Annotated in this window: 18 protein-coding genes and 1 pseudogene; 2 read left to right on the plus strand and 17 right to left on the minus strand. The window is 58.0% G+C overall.

Annotated elements, in window-relative coordinates; all coding sequences use genetic code 11:
* Positions 1-34: 34 nt before the first annotated feature.
* Positions 35-1,351 (minus strand): group II intron reverse transcriptase/maturase, encoded by a 1,317-nt coding sequence (ltrA, locus tag ACZ41T_RS03250; RefSeq protein ID WP_464923045.1) that lies wholly within the window; start codon positions 1,349-1,351, stop codon positions 35-37.
* 1,026 nt (positions 1,352-2,377) lie between these two features.
* Here ltrA and ACZ41T_RS03255 point away from each other — a divergent pair.
* Positions 2,378-2,671 (plus strand): type II toxin-antitoxin system RelE/ParE family toxin, encoded by a 294-nt coding sequence (locus ACZ41T_RS03255; RefSeq protein WP_464923046.1) that lies wholly within the window; start codon positions 2,378-2,380, stop codon positions 2,669-2,671.
* Positions 2,672-2,685: 14 nt separating this feature from the next.
* Positions 2,686-2,997, plus strand: a complete 312-nt coding sequence (locus tag ACZ41T_RS03260) for an addiction module antidote protein (protein ID WP_464923047.1) — start codon at positions 2,686-2,688, stop codon at positions 2,995-2,997.
* A 307-nt stretch (positions 2,998-3,304) separates the two neighbouring features.
* Here the strand turns inward: ACZ41T_RS03260 and ACZ41T_RS03265 are convergent, their stop codons facing one another.
* The 16 genes and pseudogenes from ACZ41T_RS03265 to xrtB form a co-directional block, all read right to left on the minus strand.
* Positions 3,305-4,405, minus strand: a complete 1,101-nt coding sequence (locus tag ACZ41T_RS03265) for a DUF1972 domain-containing protein (RefSeq protein ID WP_464923048.1) — start codon at positions 4,403-4,405, stop codon at positions 3,305-3,307.
* Positions 4,402-5,280 (minus strand): sulfotransferase family protein, encoded by an 879-nt coding sequence (locus ACZ41T_RS03270; RefSeq protein WP_464923049.1) that lies wholly within the window; start codon positions 5,278-5,280, stop codon positions 4,402-4,404. The genes ACZ41T_RS03265 and ACZ41T_RS03270 overlap by 4 nt, the downstream gene beginning before the upstream one ends.
* 126 nt (positions 5,281-5,406) lie before the next feature.
* Positions 5,407-6,666 (minus strand): glycosyltransferase family 4 protein, encoded by a 1,260-nt coding sequence (locus ACZ41T_RS03275; protein ID WP_464923050.1) that lies wholly within the window; start codon positions 6,664-6,666, stop codon positions 5,407-5,409.
* A 55-nt stretch (positions 6,667-6,721) separates the two neighbouring features.
* Entirely contained in the window at positions 6,722-7,804 is a 1,083-nt protein-coding gene (locus tag ACZ41T_RS03280; protein WP_464923051.1) for a glycosyltransferase family protein, read from the minus strand.
* A 10-nt stretch (positions 7,805-7,814) separates the two neighbouring features.
* Complete coding sequence (locus tag ACZ41T_RS03285; protein WP_464923052.1) at positions 7,815-8,921, minus strand: glycosyltransferase family 4 protein; 1,107 nt, start codon at positions 8,919-8,921, stop codon at positions 7,815-7,817.
* A gap of 71 nt (positions 8,922-8,992) precedes the next feature.
* A complete protein-coding gene (locus ACZ41T_RS03290) occupies positions 8,993-11,269 on the minus strand; it encodes a right-handed parallel beta-helix repeat-containing protein (RefSeq protein ID WP_464923053.1) in 2,277 nt (758 codons plus the stop codon).
* A gap of 22 nt (positions 11,270-11,291) precedes the next feature.
* Positions 11,292-12,056: a glycosyltransferase family 2 protein gene (locus tag ACZ41T_RS03295; protein ID WP_464923054.1), complete on the minus strand. Its 765-nt coding sequence runs from the start codon at positions 12,054-12,056 to the stop codon at positions 11,292-11,294.
* Between the two features lie 63 nt (positions 12,057-12,119).
* Complete coding sequence (locus ACZ41T_RS03300; RefSeq protein ID WP_464923055.1) at positions 12,120-12,965, minus strand: class I SAM-dependent methyltransferase; 846 nt, start codon at positions 12,963-12,965, stop codon at positions 12,120-12,122.
* Between the two features lie 217 nt (positions 12,966-13,182).
* On the minus strand, positions 13,183-14,412 hold the full coding sequence (locus tag ACZ41T_RS03305; RefSeq protein ID WP_464923056.1) for a glycosyltransferase family 4 protein: 1,230 nt from the start codon (positions 14,410-14,412) through the stop codon (positions 13,183-13,185).
* Positions 14,409-15,917 (minus strand): oligosaccharide flippase family protein, encoded by a 1,509-nt coding sequence (locus ACZ41T_RS03310; RefSeq protein WP_464923057.1) that lies wholly within the window; start codon positions 15,915-15,917, stop codon positions 14,409-14,411. The genes ACZ41T_RS03305 and ACZ41T_RS03310 overlap by 4 nt, the downstream gene beginning before the upstream one ends.
* Before the next feature lies 1 nt (position 15,918).
* Positions 15,919-17,328 carry an O-antigen ligase family protein gene (locus tag ACZ41T_RS03315; protein WP_464923058.1) on the minus strand — a complete coding sequence of 470 codons (1,410 nt, stop codon included), beginning with the start codon at positions 17,326-17,328 and terminating at the stop codon, positions 15,919-15,921.
* A 220-nt stretch (positions 17,329-17,548) separates the two neighbouring features.
* Positions 17,549-18,235, minus strand: a pseudogene (locus ACZ41T_RS03320) (GDP-L-fucose synthase family protein); the annotation flags it as partial.
* The gene (locus ACZ41T_RS03325) at positions 18,232-18,777 is read right to left on the minus strand and encodes an ORF6N domain-containing protein (protein ID WP_464923059.1); all 546 of its coding nucleotides are present in this window, start codon (positions 18,775-18,777) and stop codon (positions 18,232-18,234) included. The gene ACZ41T_RS03325 and the pseudogene ACZ41T_RS03320, both read right to left, overlap by 4 nt.
* 3 nt (positions 18,778-18,780) lie before the next feature.
* On the minus strand, positions 18,781-19,866 hold the full coding sequence (gene gmd / locus ACZ41T_RS03330) for a GDP-mannose 4,6-dehydratase (protein ID WP_464923060.1): 1,086 nt from the start codon (positions 19,864-19,866) through the stop codon (positions 18,781-18,783).
* Positions 19,867-19,913: 47 nt separating this feature from the next.
* A complete protein-coding gene (epsI, locus tag ACZ41T_RS03335) occupies positions 19,914-20,609 on the minus strand; it encodes an exosortase-associated protein EpsI, B-type (protein WP_464923061.1) in 696 nt (231 codons plus the stop codon).
* Complete coding sequence (gene xrtB / locus ACZ41T_RS03340) at positions 20,606-21,526, minus strand: exosortase B (protein ID WP_464923062.1); 921 nt, start codon at positions 21,524-21,526, stop codon at positions 20,606-20,608. Before xrtB ends, epsI begins: the two co-directional genes overlap by 4 nt.
* Positions 21,527-21,548: the final 22 nt, after the last annotated feature.

A 21,548-nucleotide genomic window follows, 5' to 3' on the forward strand; every position in this document is an offset into this window, starting at 1 on the left:
TCTCCCGCACACGGCTCTCCAGTCAGTGGTTTCCTCATCGGGATTGGCTCGCCGACATTCGGGCTTCTGTCATGGTGAATAGCCCCAATGCAGCGAAGTAGGCATTTGGCCAGCGCTGGTGATCGGCGTGACATTTCCCAAATCCGGGGCGCTTTTCCTGTTTGCGCAGGATCGCCCGAAGTCTTCGACGGATGAATCCATCCAGCCGGGGAAACTCCCAGTGGCAGGCGTGCTTGAAGTAGCCATACCAACCCCTGATCATCGGGCTGAGGTCGGCAATGATCCGCGTCAGGCTGTCGCCTCGGGTGCGACGTGTCTTTTCCCGTATCTTGTCCTTGAACCCTTGCAGGCTCTTTTTCCTCACCCAGCGCTTGCCCGCTTCAAACCGGTAGCCAAGAAACTCGAAGCCTTGTCCCTCTATCCGGCAATCCCCAATGTGGGTCTTGTCGGGGTGCAGGGTCAGGCCGTTTTCTACGACCCACGCTTTGACTTCTTCCAATGCTGCGTGCGCTTGTTCCGCGCTCCGGCACAGGATGACGAAGTCGTCGGCGTAGCGCACCATGCGATAGCCAAGCTTTGACATTCTTTCGTCCAGGGGGTGCAGGTAGAGGTTCGCCAGCAAGGGGCTGATGACCGCCCCTTGCGGGGTGCCCCCCGTCGGCGTCCATCGCTCCAGTCCTTTGACGATGTCCTGTCGCAGCCAACCCGCCAGGAGTTCAAGCAGACGCCCATCGCTGATGCGTTCTTCGATTCTTGCCTTGAGCAGGCGGTGCGGGATGCTGTCGAAGTAGCCTTTGAGGTCGGCATCAACCACGTGGGTGTGGCCTTCTCTGAGGTATCCATCAACTTCCCGCAGCGCGTCTTTGCAGCCTTTTCCCGGTCGGAATCCATAACTCATGGGCAGAAATTCTTTCTCGAAGATGGGCTCGATCACCCGCTTTACCGCTGTCTGGACGATTCTGTCCTTGACGGTGGGGATGCCCAGGGGGCGCGTCTTGCCGCCCGCTTTGGGGATTTCCACGCGGCGTACGGCCTGGGGCTGATACCGCCCTTGTTCGAGGTCTTCCGCCAGTTCGTTCAGGTGTCGTTCGGCGTTGGCCGCAAATCCTTCGATGCTTTGCCGGTCTATCCCCGCTGCCCCCCGGTTGGCCTTGACTTGTTCCCAGGCCATCCGCAGGGTGCTCGGCCGATAGACTTTGTCAATCAGACTGAACCATTTGTTTCCTTTGACGCCGTTGCCCAGCGCCGCCAACATGCGTTCCGTCCAGACGGTGCGATCTACCCAGTCCCAGTGGGTTGGGGCAGTTTCGGCTTGTATAGCCATTGCGGGCACTTCCGCCGATTCGCTCATGCTCTCGCTCCTTCTGTCTTTCTCGCTTCCACTTTCCTGCCTCCCTTCCCTCGGCGCGACTTTGCTTTCCGCGCTTTTCCGGCTGCCTCTGCGGAGTTTAGGCTCCAGGGTGCGCCCCCCAGCCCGACGCCGGTTTCCCGGCTGTTTGGCCTTGTTCCGCTCTTCAGCCTTGCGGTACTACGAAGGCTCTGACTCCTGACACGCGTCACCACGCGCGCAGGTCTCCCCGCTTATCTCACACACACTTCCCAGCGTTCCGCCTCCAACCACGTGGGTGACCCGGATATCGCTTTGCACGCCAATGTCAGCGTATCCGATGCGTTTCAGGCTTCGCCATCTCCTAGCCGGCTCGCCGTCACTCCCCGCCGAATCGAGTTCGTCTCCTGCGGACCGCCAGTTCGCTTCCGGTTGCTCTCCACCCCATCTCACGATGACGCAGTTACCTTCAGCTACGGAGTCTTGGCTTACTCCGACACGGACTCGCACCGTGCTGTGTGCGCGCCTTCACGGGCGCACTGGGAGCGGGTTTACCCGCGAATGCCGGCGCGGCGTAATTACCGGCATTTGGGCCGGGGGCGGCCGTGCGTGTTTGTTGCCGACTTGTCGGCTTTTAACCCACGGCCTACCCCCCTGCAGGTACTCACACAGTGCATATAGGTTGGGCTGCAAAGCCCAACAAAACAGGCTGCGTTCCGTGCCGGAAATGAGTGACATGCGTGCGTGTTGGGCTTCATTTCATTCAGCCCAAGCTACGAACGCTATCTATCTAGACCTGACCCCGGAGTCTGCTATATCTAGACCTGACCCCGGAGTCTGCTATGACCCCGGAGTCTGACCCTAGACCTGACCCCAGAGTCCGTGTGACCCTGGAGTCCGGAGTTTGTGGACCTGACCCCGGAGTTCCTCGTAGACCTGACCTGACCCCGGAGTTCCTCGTAGACCTGACCTGACCCCGGAGTTCCTCGTAGACCTGACCCCGGAGTTCCCTCGCTTGACGCACAGTAATCGTTCGATTACATTTCACTCATGTTCTTGATCAAACCACTGCCCGAATTCACTACCTGGCTCGATGACCTTGTCGATGCACAGGTGCGCGGCGTGGTTGTGGCCAGGATCAAGCGATTAGAGCGTGGACTCATGGGTGACGTTGAGCCGGTTGGCGAAAACCTTTCGGAGCTGCGCATACACGTTGGCTCAGGCTGGCGCGTGTACTTCACACAGCGCGGCGGGCAGCTCATTGTGTTGCTTGCCGGGGGCTCCAAGCGAACGCAGAAGAGCGACATAAAACGCGCCAAAGCGCTGGCTGCATTGCTGGATTGACAGGAGAAACCAACATGAATAAACGTATTAAAGTAGCCGATCTTCCCGAGTTCGACGCGGCACCTTACCTCGACAGTGAGACATCCATCGCCGCCTACTTGACCGACATTCTGGAAGCAAACGATGCGGGCTTACTGGCGGCAGCACTGGGCGACATTGCCCGCGCTCGCGGGATGACCGAGATAGCCAAATCGGCCGGGATCACTCGCGAAGCCCTCTACAAAGCATTACGCCCCGGTAGTGCCCCGCGCTTTGACACAGTTAGCCGTGTATGTGCAGCACTCGGCGTGCGTCTGGTAGCGCAGCCCGTGCATAGTGCGCAATAAGCGACGCTGTGCGTGGTTGTTGCCGATGCATCGGCTTTAGTGCATGAATGTTGCTGCTTTAGCTGCTTTAGCAGCTTTACATTCACGGCCTCCTCCTTGCGGGGACAACCACGGCCTCCCCCTTGCGGGGACAAACCACGCTCTACCCCCTGCGGGTAACTCCCACTGGGGTTGGAGCCAGCTTGCTGGAGATGGGACGGTGGCGTGCGGGGGTGCGTTTCGCGGGCAAGCCCGCTCCCACAACGACAACGCGGTTTTGCGGGCAATAACCTTATGAATTTACTGGCCGACTTACTGGACCACAGCGTTACGCCCAACCCAGCAACAACTTCTCATAATCCCCCAACACCTTCTCCCAGGTGAACCCCACCGCATGGCGCGCCCAGCTGGCGGCCTGGAGTTGCGCCAGTTGGGCGGCATCTCCCAGTAGCATTTCAATCTGCTGCGCACAGCCATTCTCATCACGGAAATACACCCCACCATCTCCCGCCACCCAGCGGTTGTAGGGATTATCGTGCGCCAACACTGCGTTCCCCGCGCCCAGCGCCTCCACCAGTGAAGGGTTCGTCCCGCCCACCTGATGCCCATGCACATAAAATCGGGCATGAAACCGCAGAGCCTGCACCACCGCCTTATCGTAAATCGCACCAGGAAAAACCACTTCGTCGGACGCAGCTTCTTTAACCGCGCGCCGATAGGCATGATCCGGCTCGTATTTCCCCAGCACCACCAACTTGCAGCCGCGCGGCTTGCGCGACCACGCCCGCACCACTTCCAGAATCGAATTCTCCGGCTCGGCCCGCGCAATCAAAATGGCGTAAGCACCTGACTCCAGTCCGTAAGGTTCGATCAACCCGGCATCTGCGTCATCCACCCGGTCCGAACCATAGGGAATCATGGTGATCTTGCTTTGTGACACTCGCGTCGCCAGATGCTTCTTGATCTCCGGATGGTCGGCAACCAGATGATTGCCCAACAAGCAGCCCGCCCAGTCGTTCAGCCAAAACCAGGTCTTCGCCACCTTGCCCCACTTCTGCCGCCGCCACTCCACGCCATCCATGTTGATGACGTTCTTCAGCCCACGCAGGCGATACAGCACACAGAACACCGCCGTGCTGTAACCTAGCGTCAGTACCAGACCCTTTTCGCCCGCCGCATGCAGCGCCGATTTCCAGTCGAACACAACCGTCCCCGCCGCACCGCCCGTTTCCACCGGCATACGCACCCGCCGCACCCCGCGCCACTCATCCTCGAACACCGGGCCGGTGCCGTCTTCCTGGCAATACACCGTCACCCGCCAGCCGCGTTCCACCAGATAGGGGGCCAGATGCTCGGCAAAAGTCTCGAAGCCGCCATGCGCGGCGGGCACCCCGCGGGTGCCGAGAATGCGGATATGTCTTGTCGTCACGGCGTGTCGTACCCAAGTCTTGCCATCGTGTCGCGGAACAATGCATCCACTGCTGGATGCAGTTCCGGCCAGCCCTTGGCTGGATTGTCGTAAAGTCGCTTTTTCGCGTAGTCTGCCACCGCCGGGTCCGGCTCCAGTCCACATTGCTGCTGCAATCGCACCAACTCACCTACCGGATCAGCAAGCAAGGTTTCGTAGGCAATTCTAATCACTGCATCCGGGTAATGCAGTTCCTGCGCCAAGCCCTCGCGCATGGTCACGATCCACTCCAGCGCCGCCCGGTTAATGTCATCCAGATCAGCGTTTGCCACAGACCACACCGACTCATAAGCTGGATTCTGCAAAATCAGTTGCTCACGCAGGTAATGCCATTTCTGATCGTTCTGGCCCCACCAATCCTTGTTATGCGCACCCGACTGGCTGCCAAAACGCTCAGACCACTTCACCACGGAAATCACTGCATCCGACCCGCCACGCGTGATGAAAATAAACTTTGCATCAGGGAAAATAGCACGCAGATAACCCACGCGAAAAACCATCTCAGGATATTTGTCCACGACCCGGCTTGCCGCGGCACACCTCAGGTAACGTGCATAAAGCCGCCGTGCACGTAGCGCGATATCTGGCGTCACATCCTCGGCATCCAGCCTGAAACGTGCCCCCGTCGTGGAGTAGTTCGTATTGATATCCTGGCGCGGATCAATGACATGCCAAAGCGCTTTGGGCTCACTCAAATGCCCCACATTTCTGTGCAATGAAAGTAGAACACCCAGAATGGTTGTTCCGGACCGCCCCAATCCAGTAATAAAGATGGGTGCATTTACCTGTGGATCTCCAGGCAAATTTGCCAGAGATTTAAGCCAGGCAAAGATCATGGGATTAAGCCAGCGCGCCCTCGCTGTAATAGAGCGGCCTTCAAAAAGGAAATAGCTTTCCCAACGCCGAAGCACTGGGCCTGGACCATGCCGCATATATTCAAGATCAATCGACCCAATCACATCTCAAACTCCTTTATTGATTTTTCTGGACTCACTTGCTATTTGTACGCCAAGACTGGCATACAGCCCCAACATCTCCCTCAGGTAACGATCAGCCGTAAAGGTGCTCGCCACGTATCTCCGTGCCGCTTCGCCCATGGCAGATACTTGCGCATCCGGCATAACGGAGAAGCGTGTTAGCAAAGCGGTCAGTTCCTCCACATTGCCACTCTCGAACAACGCCCCCGTCTCCCCTTCCCTCACCATTTCCGGAATCCCACCAATACGCGCTCCGATCACCGGCTTACCGCAAGCGTAAGCCTCCAGCACACTCATTGGTGCGTTCTCGTACCACTCTGACGGCAACACGATCGCGCGTGCCTCACGCACCCATGTCCACAACGGATCGCCACTCACAAAGCCAAGAAACTCGATGTCGCCACCCATCTCAGCCGCAAGTGCTTTCAGCGCATCGCCTTCCGGTCCGATGCCTGCAATGCGCAGCTTCACGCCCGCCTGTGCTGCCGCACGGATTAAGGTGGCCACCCCTTTTTCCATCGCCAGACGGCCAAAATAGAAAAAGTAATCGCCTGACTCGTAGCGGGGCGCGTAGGCAGTGGCATCCACATAGTTTGGGATGTAGGCCAGTTGCTGTTCCGGCCAGCCCCATTCCATCAGCTTCTGCTTGTAGAAGAGACTTGGCGCCACCACCCGGTCCAGATTGCGCCGGTAAAGTCCTAGCGACTTGTGCACGGCGGACTCCAACATGATCAATGCACTCACTGTCAGCGAATCACGGATGCAGCGGTTGGCAATCAAATGCAGCAAATTACCGGAGCGGCATTTCTCGCACACGCCCCCCCAGTTCAGCATCTTGTAGGCCGGGCAGGCCAGCTTCAGATCATGTGCCGTCATCACCGTGGGAATGCCGCGCTGCTTCAGCTCGTCCAACACCGAGGGCGAAAGGTGATGGTAGATGCAGTGGGCATGCGCTACATCAGTGGGGAATTTATCGAGCAATGCGGAAATCTTGCGCTTGGCTTCGCCGGAATAAATCACCTTGCCCGCCATCGCCAGTTTGTCCAACGCCCCGTACTTATGGCCGAACTCAATCTCGTCAGCAAAGAACTGGCTCCATGGCGAAGGATCATTTTTCGGATGATGCATGGCCATCACCGCCGTATCCCAACCTTGGGCACGGAACATGGCATCGTGTTCAAGGAACACCACATCCGAACCACCACGGCGGTAATTGTAGGTATTGAGAGAAAGCAAGCGAGCCATATTCAAAGACCTGCTTGCGACTTCACGAAATTGCTTCCCGGATCGATTGTCATGTTCATACGTTTTTCGCTGACAAAGGTGGGCTGCCTTCACCATTCATCAAAACAATGCGCAACTGCTCCGCGAAAGAACGGTAGATCGTCTTTTCGTCATTGTGCTCAAGAAAAAATTTGCGCGCCCGCTCCCCGCTTGCAGCCAGTTCAGCATCGGTAATCGTACGGAGAATATGTGTCAACTGTTCCAGGCTCTCATACTCGTACAGGAAGCCAGCGGCCCGATCCCTCCCCACCCAATCATCGATAAAATCGTTACGGGTGATGAATACCGCTTTGCCTGCCTGCATTGCTGCCAACACGACCATCTGACCTGAAGTAACCATCGGGTCAGCCAAAGGAATAATTACCGCTCTCGACCTTAAAACCAGATCTTCAAACGCATCGCCATACACATCGATATGCAGTTTTACATTTGGCGGGCATGGTTTGAAAACGCTGTGTACCGCAGGAAGGCCTGCCACACTGAATTGGCTGTCCGGCATCAACTCGGCCAACTGCCTGATCTGGGAATAATTCCGATTGCTGGCGCCACCGGAAAAATAGAATTGACCAACTGTGCCAATGAGAGCTGAGTTACGTTCGATGTAATCCGAATTGAAGGGACAATAAACCAGCAACTTCCTCTTGCTCGGATCGGTTTCCTCGTAGAGATAGTCACTGCGTGACATGAAATAAACCACCGCCATATGCCGGGAATTGACCATCGCGCGCATGACTTGGTGTTTGGCCCAGTTCACCAGTTTATTCGAGGATTTTTTGTAAATAATGTAGTAGAGAATGATGGGCGTTGATCTCGCACCTGGGATCAAAGTTCTCAACAAGCAGTAATACAGCGCCACGAATTGCTGCCATATCAAGATGCCATCAAATTGCTTGCGATGCCTAACCGCAAAGAGCGCGAGCCGGAAATACCCGAGGTGGCGCCCGAGCACCCCGAGACTCAGAGACAGAGGGTGAACGTGCGGTATGACCCGCATATCGTCATCGACAAGGCATTCTGCCAAGGCAGCAGGCTCCCCGCCATCACCGATGAACAGAACTTTTTTCCCCACTTTTGATAATTTTTGATTGCGCACCCCCACACCGGCCCCCCTATACCAACGATCTAGCCGGGTTAAGAAAGGATGCGTATTTCGAACTTATTTCTTTCCAGCCGAAACGCTCTCTTGCCGCATTGCACGCAGTCTCGTAGTTCGGCAGATTGCGGCGCACCTCCCGCACTGCCTCTACGAAATCCGCGGCCGAACAGCCGGAGGGCAGAAGCACTCCCACACCTGCCCGCAAGGTCTCGCCAACATCCCCCACATCGGTAGCGATAACAGGCTTGCCGAAGGCCAGGGCTAGTTTCAATACCCCGCTGGTGGTTCCTTCCTGATAAGGCATGACCACTACATCGGCCAAAGCAAAGTAATCCTGAATTTCAGCGAAAGGAATGTTGTAGTCATGAACAATGCAATCCTCTGCATTCCGTGCTTCATCCAGGCGCCTGATCAGTTCAGTCTGCTCAGGAGGAAGTCCTTTCCTCCCAGCAACAACAAAACGGCAACCCTCGGCCGCCAGCGCGTGACGCAAATCCAAAAAAGCGCCAATACCTTTCCGAACATCAATTTTGCCAAAAAAGAGCAGCACAAAATGCTCGTCTGAAAACGGGGTCAACCGTCGTCGTGCCGCTTCGCGCTGCGGTTGACGCGTGATGAAAATATCGTAAACCCCATGTGGAACAACCAGCACTGGACGCTTTACCCCCAGAGCAAGCAGATCACGGCGGCTGCGCTCACTGTGGACGATCAAGCGATTAAAGGAGCGATACAAAAACACATGGGTCCATCTGCTCCAGGGCTTGGGGTAGTGGGGCAACACATCATGGATTGTCATGGCCGTCTGGATGCCCAATAAGCGGATGAGCCGAACCAATATTGCCTCCACACCGGCCGACTTGAGTACCGACTGAAACAACACGGTGGCTGGACGTTGGGTGGCGATAAGCCAGAACAGTTTCACGACGTCCAGCGGATACCAACGGCTGCGCCGGAACATGGGCACAACATGGAAATTTTCCGGAGGGTAGTCCTGATCGTGATAAATGCGTGCGGTCACAAATGTCACATCAGCCGATGCGGCCAGCTCCCGCGCCAGGGAGATCGAATAATGGGTGATCCCGGAGTCCCCGGTAAAACACACAATGAAAATTTTGCGCATATCAGGCATTGGGATGGCCGATCAGCTGTTCGTTTTGTGTCATGTACATAATTCCAACAAGGGGCAGCCAACTAGCGGCAGCGTAAGCTGGCCCGGCCCAGCTGCACCGGACGCCCGTCCGTGGCCTTCAACTCGATCTGGCTGTGGCCTTGCCAATCCTTGCTGGTGGTAAATCTGAAAATCAGGTCATTCCAGACATTCGTGACCATTGACTGGGCAAACAATCCGGCCGACGAGAAGGGCGGCTTGTTGCGACGCAGGCGAACCTGAACCGGGTTGTCCACGGCATCCGTCCTCGCCCTGATGCGGAGCTCGCAACGCCTGCCAGGCCCGGTTTGAACCCGTTTGCCGATCGCCAGCAAGACACCGGATTTCGGATCCATTTCCAGGCAGCCCTGTTGGGTGCCGGGGCAGGCTGGACGCCAAAGGAGCGTGCCCGCCCCGTCCGGTGACCAGGCGTTCCAGCCCTGGACGTCGTGGCTGAAATCCGAATCAAGCAGGGTCGCCGGATACGCTGCGCTGCTTGTGTCTTGCAGGGCCGTAAACGCACCGTGCATTTCCTGCTGCCTTTCGCTACGCCATCTCTCCAGACTGTAAATCCTGGGCAACTGCTTGCTCTCCCCCCCCGGTCGCGGCGCTTCGAACGCGATCCCGCGCGAACCCTTGGCCATATAGCGGTTGTTGTCGAACTCGGCGTGGCGCACCCCCGGATAGTCGGTCTGAGTCTGCACCCCGATACTGATGGCATCAAACTGGAAGGTATTCTCCGAGAACCTGTTGTTCGTGAGCCGCTCCCCCGGGACGCGGATATGCCCCATGCTCAGGTAGACTTGGTTGCGGCGATTGTTCTTGAGTGCGTTGGATTCCACATCCAGGTTGAAGCCATTGTGTATGTGCACCCCGCTATCGGCGTTGGTCACGGTATTGCCCGTAACCTTCACGCCGTTAGTCAGGTCGTCCAGATAGATGCCGGAGGAATAGGACGGATAAGGTGTATCGGCATCGCTGGGGCGCGTCCCGTCGACCAGATTGCCCACCACCTCGCTCATCAGGTCCGGGACGGGATCATCGTCGGCCCACACATAAATCGCTCCGCAATCGTCCAATACCTGGCAGCTGTCAACAATGGTGTTGTTCAATATCTTTGCCCTGCGTTTGAAACGAATACCGATATAACCCGAGTTCCGGATCGTATTGGCCTCCACCAGAACCCAGCTTGCCAGGCCCATGTTGATCGCTGCCGGGCTGGGTGAGGGCGAACCCACCATGCTGCTGTCCACAACGGTATTGCCTCTGATAGTGATGCCGGTGGATCTCACCGCCACAATGCCATTCCACTGGCTGCGCCCAATCGCGCTGTCCAACACCCTTGTGGCCTGGCTACCCTCGATACTGATGCCGTTTTGCCCGGAATCGAGCACGCTTAATCCCCGAAGGTTTATTTCATGGCTGTTCTCAACCAGCACCCCCGACAGTCTGGAATGACGCAGCCGCAGGTTTTCCACATTGACGTACTCTGCGCCCGCAATCGTCAAACCGTGGCTGTATCGCGGCGCCTCAACCAAATGCCCGCCTGGCGAGCTGCTATCCGGCAGCCATACCAGCACTTCGCCAGCGCTTGCGTCATACACCCACGCCCCCGGATAGGACAGCATCCAGGGCAGCCCTAAAAGGTAATAGCCTGCGCCTGGCCGGACAGGAAATTCCGCCGCCTTGACCAGTTCGAGCCTTCCACCATCCTCCAGCCTGGCAACCAGGCGCTCTTCGATGAGCCAGTCCACACTGCGCACACGCAGCTTCCCGCCCGCCAAACCCCGGTTGCGAATGGACTCCAGTCCGGGGTCGTGGATCGTTTTGGCCGAGGGCCCCGACAATTGCGCGGCACGTAGCCAGCCTGTGCGGGGATAGCGCGCTGGCGGCAGGTAGTGGCCGTCGACATACAAATCCGCAACGTCGAAATCCACCTTTGCGGCATAGATGCTCCCACCCACATGGCGCCAGCCGGTCAGCGGCACCGCTGCGTCGATCACGGGGTCGCCTTCCGCCTCACAGCCCTTTCCGTACGGCCTGACGACAATCGGCCGCTCCGCCGCACCGCCACGGGTCAGGGCAAGCGTCTCGCGCCAGACACTGCCGCACTTGAGATGGATTGTGTCTCCAGGTTCCAGCGGCGCGGTGCCGACACGGCGCAGGCTGCGCCATGGCCCGTCGTCAGCAGAGGCGTCTTCTCGCTGGCCTGACCATGTGTCGTTGCCTGCTTGTGCATCCACGAAATAAGCGGTGGCACACTGCGCAGGTAGTCCGATCCCGCAAGCAACCGTGGTGAGAAGAAGGAGAAAACCCTTCATCCACCCGGCAGGCTGGATACACTCAGGAACCCGCATAGGACGTGAATTCCGGGTGACCAAGCCGGGCCAGCACTTTGCGCCGCAGCCGATAGCCCAATTCCCCGATCCGGTATGCCGGCTGATTGGTGAACTGCAGCCGCACCCGCATCCGTTCTGCACGGGTAAGGCCGAGGTTTGCCGCACTGAGTCCGCCCGTGTCGTAATTGACGATGGCGCGCGGCAGATAACGCACCTGGGCGCCCCCCCGGAATACCCGCAGCATCCAGTCGTAATCGGCATTGATGCGGTATTCCAGATTGAACCGGCCAAAGCGTTCGAACACGCGCTTGCGTGCGAACACCACCTGATGGCACAGATCGCCGTACAGCAGATTGCGCGCATTCACCCGCTTGAACCGGCGGAGGAAGGCACCCTCTGCGGTTCGATAGACTGCATCACCGTACACCAGATCGATTGCCGGATCGGCCATGAAAACAGCCAGCGCAGCCTCGACCACCCCCGCGTCCACAAAGCTGTCGTCGGCATTCAGGAAGTGGATGATCTCGCCCCGCGCCAGGTCGATGCCCTTGTTCATGGCGTCGTAGACGCCCCTATCCGGCCCGGAGACCATCGTGCCGGTGATGTCGGCATAGCCTTTCACGATATCCTGGGTGCCGTCTTTGGAGCCGCCATCCACCACCACGCTTTCCAGCGGGCGCCAGGTCTGGGCGCGCACGGAATCCAGCGTCGCGGCAATGGTGCCGGCCGCGTTGTAGCAGACGGTGATGACGGTAACCAGAGGTTTCATGTAGACGCCAGATTGACTTTAAACGAACCAACCAAGAGTTTGAAACCGTCATCAAATATCAAATTAATTCCCACGTACGGCCTCAATGTAAATTGAATCAGGCTTTCTGGGCACGCCATCTACTGTATCAAGTAGATACGTATTAAATAAGACAATCTGGCTTTGATGCGCCTGTACTAAATTGATCTCCGAGAACCCATGGCTTTTGAGAAAACGCGCCAAGCTATATCTGTCATACATAACACGGTGTATTTCCCCGGAGTTTCTGAACATGCCTTGCCTAAATGATTGAAGTGCACCTTTTCCCATAATTAATCTGATTGACAACTCCACGGCTTTGGTTCTGAGTTTCTTTGTAATCCGCCTTATCTTTCCTGTATATGAAGTCATCCTCGTGTTGTTTATTTGCTTTTTTCCATGCATCCCCTTGCTGGATTCAATTGCCTCAATCGCATCTAATCCGCCTCGCGATCGAACAAAAGCCAAATCCTGAATCTTTTCAGATGACCATAAAGCACCTAGTTCCCCACCAGGCGTCTCTCTTGTCAATTGATCATACATTTCAAGAATCGTATAGTCATACCTGAACTCGTGATCGTGGTTTGTTACAACCAATTCATCGAGATATCTCAAATAATTTCTGCATATGGCTTCGAGATCAGGCACCACTAGACGTAGCACTCCACCAGCCTTCAATACACGCTTACACTCAGAAACAAAATAATCAGCCTCGTTTTTTCTCAAATGTTCTAGCACATGAGATGAGTAACAGACATCGATAGATTTATCATCGAAGGGTAGCCCTTGGGTAAGATCGTGTTCAGTTACTTCAGGGAATCTTGAAACAATGTCAATGTTTACCCAGCTGGAATGAAATACATTCCCACATCCAACGTTAATCATTTTCATTGCCATTACCAGCCTTTCTTAATTCGTGTTCTGCAAACTTCTCAAGTCTGAGAATTTAGTAATGTGTATCAGTGAATTTATTCCGGTACATAATCAGAATATGAGGCAAGATGTTCTCCACGCTAGTCCGAAAAGAGGCATCGCACGCCATCGACCCTGCGCTCTAGGCGACGGATATCGGCAACGCCCGAGCTGACGTGTTCAAATGTCGTACTGTTCATTGCGACCGCCCATGACGATAAACCGCTTCCACTTCGGCCAGACATGCACGAACATCGCCGGCAACTTCCTCTGCAAGCCCTGCGACCGGCCTCTCAACCGTATCAGGCAATGCCTCCACCAGTGCTTTCATATTGTCAAAAAGGCTCAATTGCCCGAGATACTGTTCATAGGCCTTCAACTCCGGCGTGCCGCCCCGCGCTAGCGTGAGCACCGGCCGGCCGAGAATAAGCGCTTCAAGCGTCGTTTGCCCAAAAGGCTCCTCCCACACCGAGGGCACCACCGCCACCCTCGCCCCCTGGGTCAGGCGCACCACTACGCTGTAAGGCGTCCAGCCGAGGAATTCGACCCAGTTGCCGGCAAAGCGCTGCCGCAGATGGTCCAGATCCGGCCCGTCGCCGGCCACGGTCACCCGCCGCCCGGGCGGCAGACGCCCCTCCAGCGCGGCCAGGAAGACGCCCACGCCCTTCGCAACGTCCACCCGTGCGGCGATAAAGATATCAGGCTTGGCCGGTCTGCCGTCGCTTCCGGCCAGCGCCGCAGCAAGCACCCGGCGGTCGATGAAGTTATGCACCACATGCGATTGGGTCCCATTCAGCGGCCCCAGAGCGCGGGCGAGGTTGTCGCGCAGGAACCGCGACACGAAGATGACCTTGTGGCGAACGAAGGCCTGCTTGACCGCGGCCCGCCAGCGCCTGACGCTGGCCGCGGACAATGTGCGCTGGATCAGGTTGGGATGGGCGGTTGCACACCCTGCGCAGACACGTGGATCGGTCTCGCGGCACACGTCGCCGTTGCGGAAACGGGTATGGGTCAGGCAGTCGCTGCCCTGGTCGTGACGCGTCTGCACGAAATTGACGTGCGCCGGAATGTAGTTGGCCACGATGGGCAGGTGGCCGTGGTAGTGGATGACGTCGTAGCGGTCGGCCACCTTGAGGATGGCGCGGGCGAAGCGGCGGGCAAGAAAGGCGCGGCGGTAATAGTTGAAGAAGCCGAGCTGCTTTTCCTTCCAGTGGGCATGCTTGACGTTGAGCGCCGGGAAAAACCGTCCCTGAAAGGCCACATCGCCGGCCTGGTCCTCGTAAGGCCAATGGTTGTTGCCGAACAGATCGACCTGATGCCCCGCCGCGATCAGGGCGTTGCCCAGGGCGACGGCATGCTTGCCCAGGCCGCCCAGCTTGGGATGGGGAATGTCCTCGGAAACCAGCAGGATGCGCATGCCGCTCATGCCAGCCGCCGGCGCAGAAGCCAGTTGCGCAGGGTGGCCTTCTCTTCCTGCCGCAAGACCACCCAATAGCCCAGCAGGCCGATGAGCGCCACCATGGCGCAGCCGGTCATCAGGCTGCCTGCCAAACCGGATCCCAACGCGTGACTGCACCACCAGCCGAGCAGGCCGATCCCCACGATGCTCGTCAGGACGGACAGGTAACCCTGCAGGAACAGTTCGGTAAGCGTTATCGGTATGGTTCTGCCATGGGCATAGATCAGGAAACCCGGGGCTATCAACAATGCAGCCACGAGTTGGCTGACGGCCGCACCCAATATGCCCCATTGCCCGACCATCACATAGGCCAGACTCGCCCCCAGAATGGCGCGGGTGACGGCAAACAAGCCCGTGACCTTGGGATGGCCCAGTCCGTCGTTGATCATCGAGGGCAGATTGGTCAGGGAATCCACGAATGTCGCCATCGCCAGCAGGGCGAGCACGGTGGCGCTACGCCGGGCGAAATCCTCCCCCATCCAAACCGTTAACAGCGAATCGGCCAGGACGACCAGGAGAATCATGATCGCGCCATTGAGAAACACGGTATAGCGGACAGCCACCAGGTAAAGCCTGCGCAGCCGATCGATTTCGTCCCGGGCTGCCAGGGTGCTGGATGCCGGAAACATCACCGCGCTGATGCGGAACGTCAGGTTGAAAACGCGGCTCACCAGTGTGTAGGCCACGACGTAGAAGGTCAGCCACTGCATGCCTGCCAGGGCGCCGACGATCAGTTTGTCCGCCTGCGCGTAGGTGACCGCGGCAATGCGTTGCAGGTAGGCAAAGCCGCTGAAGCTCAGAACGGTGCGCGTGATCTCGGCCCGTGGTGCAAGCCATCGATATTCGGGAAGCAATTTGCGTATCCGGTGCCAGAGCAACCCGACGTTGAGAACGCTTGTAACCACCCGCAGCATGACCACCGCCACCAGATCCCCCCCCAGCACGACCACGACCACGGTAAGAAGAGGAATGAGCATGCCGAAGCCTGCCTCGAATCTTGCCGATATGTCGTAGCGGCCCAGGCTTTGGGGAATGCTTTGCAGGTATAGCTGGAGCTGGCTGAGCAGGAAGCCGACGCCGCCGATGCGCATGGCGTCGGTCGCCATTTCGTGCAAAGCGGGCGGCACCTTGAACACATGACCCACCAGCCAGGGCGCCGCAGCCACGATGACTATTCCACCGATCAAACCAATGCCGACGTAGATCGCCGTGCCCAGCGAAACCACCTGGTTGATCTTTGCCTTGTCCGCCTTGGCGTGATACTCGGCCAGATATTTCACCGAACCCGCGGTGATGTTGATATCGATGATGGCAAAGTAGCCGACGATGGCCACGATGAGGGCGAAGATGCCGTAGGCGTCCTCGCCAAGGCCGGACACGATGATCGGCAGCGTCACAATCGTGACCAGTGCCGGAAGCGCCCCTCCCAGGAAGTTGGCAAAGGAGTTGCGCATGACCTCGGCCCGCTTCATATCATGCCGCCTTGTGCGCCGCGGCAGCCGACATGGCCAGATAAGGCAGGACCAGCACCAGGCCCAGCAGTTGCATGGTTCGGTATTCGATGACGGGGGTGCCGAACGCGAGCGTCGGCATGAACATCAACAGCCCGGCCAGGCCTGTGGCCGCAAGGGCGCGCCAGCGCGGCGACTGCATGGTGTATTGGGCCTTGATGGCATCCTTGGCGGACGTCAGCAGCACCGCCACGAACAGCACCAGCCCGATCAGTCCGGTCTTGAGCCAGACATGCAGAAACCCGCTGTGCATGAAACTGAAATAGCCGCGGTGGAAGGCCACGCTCGGGTCGCGGGAGTAAGCATATTCCCCCCAGGAGCCGACGCCGAGGAAGATATTCTGATAAATGGTGCTCATCGCCAGTTTCAGTTCATACAGGCGCCTCGACTCCAGCGACAGGCTTCCGCCGACGGTCGCCTCCGGGAACATCATCGCGATCAATCCCGCATGCCCCCCCCCCTCATAGCGTTGGGCCCAGCCGAACGCGAGCGTGACCAGAACTGCAATGACCACTGGAGTGAACACCAGGAAATTGATGCGCTTGCGATGCAGGAGGACAAACACCAGCCCCATGAGCAGCAAGCCCAGCCAGGCCGTGCGGCGATACGAGAACAGGATGGTGAAGAGGGAGGCGACGACGACCAGCCAGTAGAACCATTTTGCACGGGTGTCGAGGCCGGTCTCGCACTCGACCAGCCTCCAAGCCGCCAGGAAACCTGCAATGGCCGCCAGAATGCTGTAATTGATATCGAAGAAGGTGAGCTTGACGGCAATCTGCTGCACGTTTTGATAGAAGTTGGCCGGGTCACCGCCCAGAAAGGCAAAGCGGAACAGGCCCCACAGTTCGACCGCAACAATGCACACGAGCATGAGGGTGACCAGTTCATTGACTTGCCGCTCGCCACGGAAGACCCGCAACATGACATAAACGAATACAGCCATGTTGATCAGGTACAGGACGCCGGATTTCGAGACGATCAGAAAGAAAGGGATCTCGTGGAAAAGGCCCACGACGACATGCCCGGCGAACAGTACGACATACGCAAACAGATATTTCCGGATGGCGGCCTGGGGCGCCGCGCTCCGGGTCCATAGAGAATGGAAAAAGACTGTCAGTGCCAGCCACCAGAGGTACAGGTTGACGAAGCCGAAATAAGTCTTACCGGCGCCTCGACCGTAAATCGTCCTGGTCAATTCATCGCTGACTATCCCGTAGGTCGAACCGGTGAATACGATGAGCACCAGGAGGTAGATGTATACGAGATACTTTAAATATCTTCCGCCCAATACCGCCGAGCTGACGATGGTGAAGCCCAGCACCAGCGGCACTAGAATCAGACCCGTCATGAACGCGATCTGAAATGCACTCATGGCCTGCTCCGCTCGACTGTTTCAGGGAAATTCAGCATATCGTCAATGCGCGCCATTGCTGAAAACAGAACGTTTGAACCCGTCAACCACGCCCATGACGGGCTGGTCGAGCCTGTTGACCCGTGACAGTCGTTGCAGCCTTGCTGAGAGCTCATCACGGTGTTGATGGGCCAGTTGATTGAACCGCGCAGTCACCCAATCGTACAGTTCGATATCCAGGCGGTTGGTTTCCCGGGTGGACGCAGGCATCGGCCATGTCTTCGCTGTAGAGGAATTCGCGTTTAGGTGTACCGCTGCCCCAAACCGTGACGCTCGGCGCATTCGCCAGCTTCGCTTCGTGGAAGCGGCGGATCAGTGCGGGGATGACGTGGGAGTTTTCCGGGTGGTAGTTGTCGCCTGGGCCGTACAGATTGGTCGGCATGACAGCGAGATACTGGGTTTTGTATTGCCGGTTGTAGCTCCAGCACATTTCGATGCCGGCAATCTTGGCCAGGGCATAGGGGCGGTCGGTGGGTTCAAGCTCGCCGGTGAGCAGGTGCTCTTCCTTCATCGGCTGCGGCGCCAGCTTGGGGTAGATACAGCTGGAGCCGAGAAACAACAGGCGCCTGACGTTGTTCTTATACGCAGCGTGGATGATGTTGGTCTGGATGGCGAGGTTGTCACGGATGAATTCAGCAGGGTAGGTATTGTTGGCGTGGATGCCGCCGACCCTGGCTGCGGCGAGAAAGACGTAGTCGGGTTTCTCGGCGGCGAAGAAGGCTTCGACCGCGGCCTGGCTGGTGAGGTCGAGCTCGGCGTGGGTACGGGTGACGAAATTGTCGAAGCCACGGGCAGCGAGGTTGTGCATGAGTGCGGTGCCGACGAGACCGCGGTGGCCGGCGACATAAATCTTGTCTCCAGCTTTCATTTTTTTGCCTTTCCAGTGGTATCGCTGGTGATAAAACCGATGGGGCGCTTGCTTTGCTCAGGCGGGGTCATAAGTTGCCGGATTGCATCAATAAGCCCGGCAATCGCTTGGTCATGGCTACCGACTTTTCTCTCAAGGGCTTCGAGCTTAGCTGCCAGCTCCTTATGAGTGGAGAGCATTTCACGGAGCTTGACGAAGGTGCGTACTACGAGAATGCCAACATCGGCAGCTGTTTCAGAATTCAGCACGCTGGAAAGCATCAGTGCACCATGCTCGGTAAAGACATACGGTGCGTAGCGACGGCCACCTCGACCCTTTGAGGTCACAAATTGTGATCTCAAAGCCGTCCATTCCTCATCCGTCAACTGAAACATGAAGTCGGGCGGGAAGCGCCGGGAATTGCGTTTGACCGCCTGCACCAGAACACGAGTCTCGACGCTGTATAGGGAAGCCAGATCAGCATCCAGCATAATCTTGTGCCCACGCACAAGGTGAATGCGCTGGGCAATCTCCTCCGGAACAAGACTGCTTGGTTTATTCATGGATCACTCGTGATAATCCATGGTCTTGTAACCGTGCTTCTTCACCAGTTCGTCGCGCTCGGCGGCTTTCAAATCTTCGCGCACCATCTCAGCCACCAGTTCGTCGAAGCTGATCTTCGGGGTCCAGCCGAGCTTGTTCTTGGCTTTGCTGGGGTCGCCGAGCAGGGTTTCGACTTCGGTGGGGCGGAAGTAGCGGGGATCGACGGCGACGATGCATTTGCCGTGGGCGTCGTAGCCCTTTTCTTCTACGCCCTGCCCTTCCCAGCGGATGTTCATGCCGAGCTCTTTGGCGGCGGCGTTGACGAAGTCCCGGACCGAATACTGCACGCCGGTGGCGATGACGAAGTCTTCGGCCTGGTCCTGCTGCAGCATCAGCCACTGCATTTCGACGTAGTCCTTGGCGTGGCCCCAGTCGCGCTTGGCGTCCATGTTGCCGAGGAAGAGGCAATCCTGCAGGCCGAGCTTGATCCGGGCGAGCGCGCGGGTGATCTTGCGGGTGACGAAGGTTTCGCCGCGCACGGGGGATTCGTGGTTGAAGAGGATGCCGTTGCAGGCATACATACCGTAGGCTTCGCGGTAGTTGACGGTGATCCAGTAGGCGTAGAGCTTGGCGACGGCGTAGGGGCTGCGCGGATAGAAGGGGGTGGTTTCCTTCTGCGGGGTTTCCTGGACGAGACCGAAGAGTTCGCTGGTGGACGCCTGGTAGAAGCGGGTTTTCTTTTCGAGGCCGAGGATGCGGATGGCTTCGAGGATGCGCAACGCGCCGAGGGCGTCGGAGTTGGCAGTGTATTCGGGTTCTTCGAAGCTGACGGCGACGTGGCTTTGTGCGGCGAGGTTGTAGATTTCGTCGGGCTGCACCTGCTGGATGATGCGGATCAGGCTGGACGAATCGGTGAGGTCGCCGTGATGCAACACGAAGCGCCGTGTTTTGACTTCCGGGCCTTCATACAGGTGGTCGATGCGGTCGGTGTTGAACAGCGAGGTGCGGCGCTTGATGCCGTGGACTTCATAGCCTTTTTCCAGCAGAAATTCGGCAAGATAGGCGCCGTCCTGGCCGGTAACGCCGGTGATGAGGGCTTTTTTGGTCATGGTGTTTTCGTTGTTATGAATTGGGATGTGGGACGCTGTGCCAATTTTCAGGTGGCCGGGGTCAGGTTGCCGATGATGCGCTGCCGGCCTTCGGGCGACATCGCCTTGAGCATGTCGCGCGCGAATGCATCCTGGGTTTGATAGGCCTTGGCATCGTCGGCCTGAATGCTCGAAATCCTGAACAACAGCCCGTCGGGTATTTTGCCCGTAAGGCCGTATTTCAGTTGCTGCAGCTTCCACTTCGTACCACTAATAGCAACGGTATCGCCAACGGTCGTCCAGTAGGTAATCGGCTCGATGCGTTGTCCCTGCGTTGCCACCAGCCGCTTAACGGGAATGCTGCCATCTACACTAGTAAAGGTACTGACGGTGGGGCTCCTGAGAATCTGGAACCCTTGGGCGGGATAGCAGACCTCCGGTTTGTGCACCGCCATATTGTCGGACTGATCGCCGCCGTAGGCGATCGACAGCATGATGCGTTCGTTGCGCGAGTTGACGTAGGTACGGGTCAGGGTCTGGTTGTAAATCTTGTTGATCAACGCCTCCTGCTCGGGGTTTGCGATCAGCGGCACGATAGTCGCATCGATTTTCCAGTCGCCGAATGTTTTGGGGATCAGCACTTCCAGATCGACCGCGGGGCCGGCGTCGGCGATTTTGGTTGTGGGCTTGAGCGCCAGCGCCATGCCGGCCGCAGCAAACATGCAGACGCCGATGACGAAGTGTTTGAAGCTGATGAGTTTCATGGCTTGCCTCCGGTCGCACGGGCACGCGCACGGTCGGGGAAGATGAAGCCGAGCACCCAGTCGAGCAGGAACAGGAACAGCAGGCCGATGACGAACAGCATGATGCCGGCAAAGTCGTGCAGGAAGCCCTGCCCCGCCTCGTCGCCCAGGTGGTAGGTGACGAGGATCAGGACCATGACGCGGACGACGTTGGCGGCAAAGGCGATCGGCAGGATGGCGGCCATGATGAGGAGGTTGCGCGCGGTGCTGGTGTGCTGCATCAGGTACAGGTAGAGCAGGCCCATAGCGGACAGGCTGAACATGGAGTGCAGGCCGGAGCAGGCGTCGGCCACCAGCAGCTGGTATTGGCCGACGGTGAGGAGGATGACGCCGCTGCGCGCGATGGGGTAGCCGGCGGCGTACAGAATCTGTTCGGCGATGACCGAGATGTATTGCTTGAGGGGGCCGGTGGCGGCGTCGACAATGAAGCCGGGCAGCGGGACGATGAAGATAAGGAAGAACAGGGCGAACCACAGGGCGCGCGCGGCGCGCATGCCCAGGGTGATGAGCAGCATGCCGAGGATGACGGGAATCTGCGAGCCGACTTCGAACAGCAGGATGTCCTGCGAACGGCCCAGCGCGTAGGCCAGCAGGCCGACGACGAGCAGGGTCCAGCCGACGGAGGTTTCGACGCCCGAGGGCTTGGCGGCGTCGACCATGAAGTCGGCCATGAACACGGCGCGCTGCTGCCAGATGAGGAACAGGGTGACCACCAGTACGATAGGGCCGTGGGCTTGCTCCTCGGAGTTCCAGATTCCATGCGCCAGCATCCAGTAGGTGGGCACGTACAGCACCAGCAGGCCGATGATGATCGGCCACCAGATTTTGAGGGGGGCCAGGGCGTCGAGCACAGAAGCACGGGGGGCAAGCGTGTTCATTATCGATGAGTCCGGAAAACAG

This window comes from Thiobacillus thiophilus, from assembly GCF_055378705.1.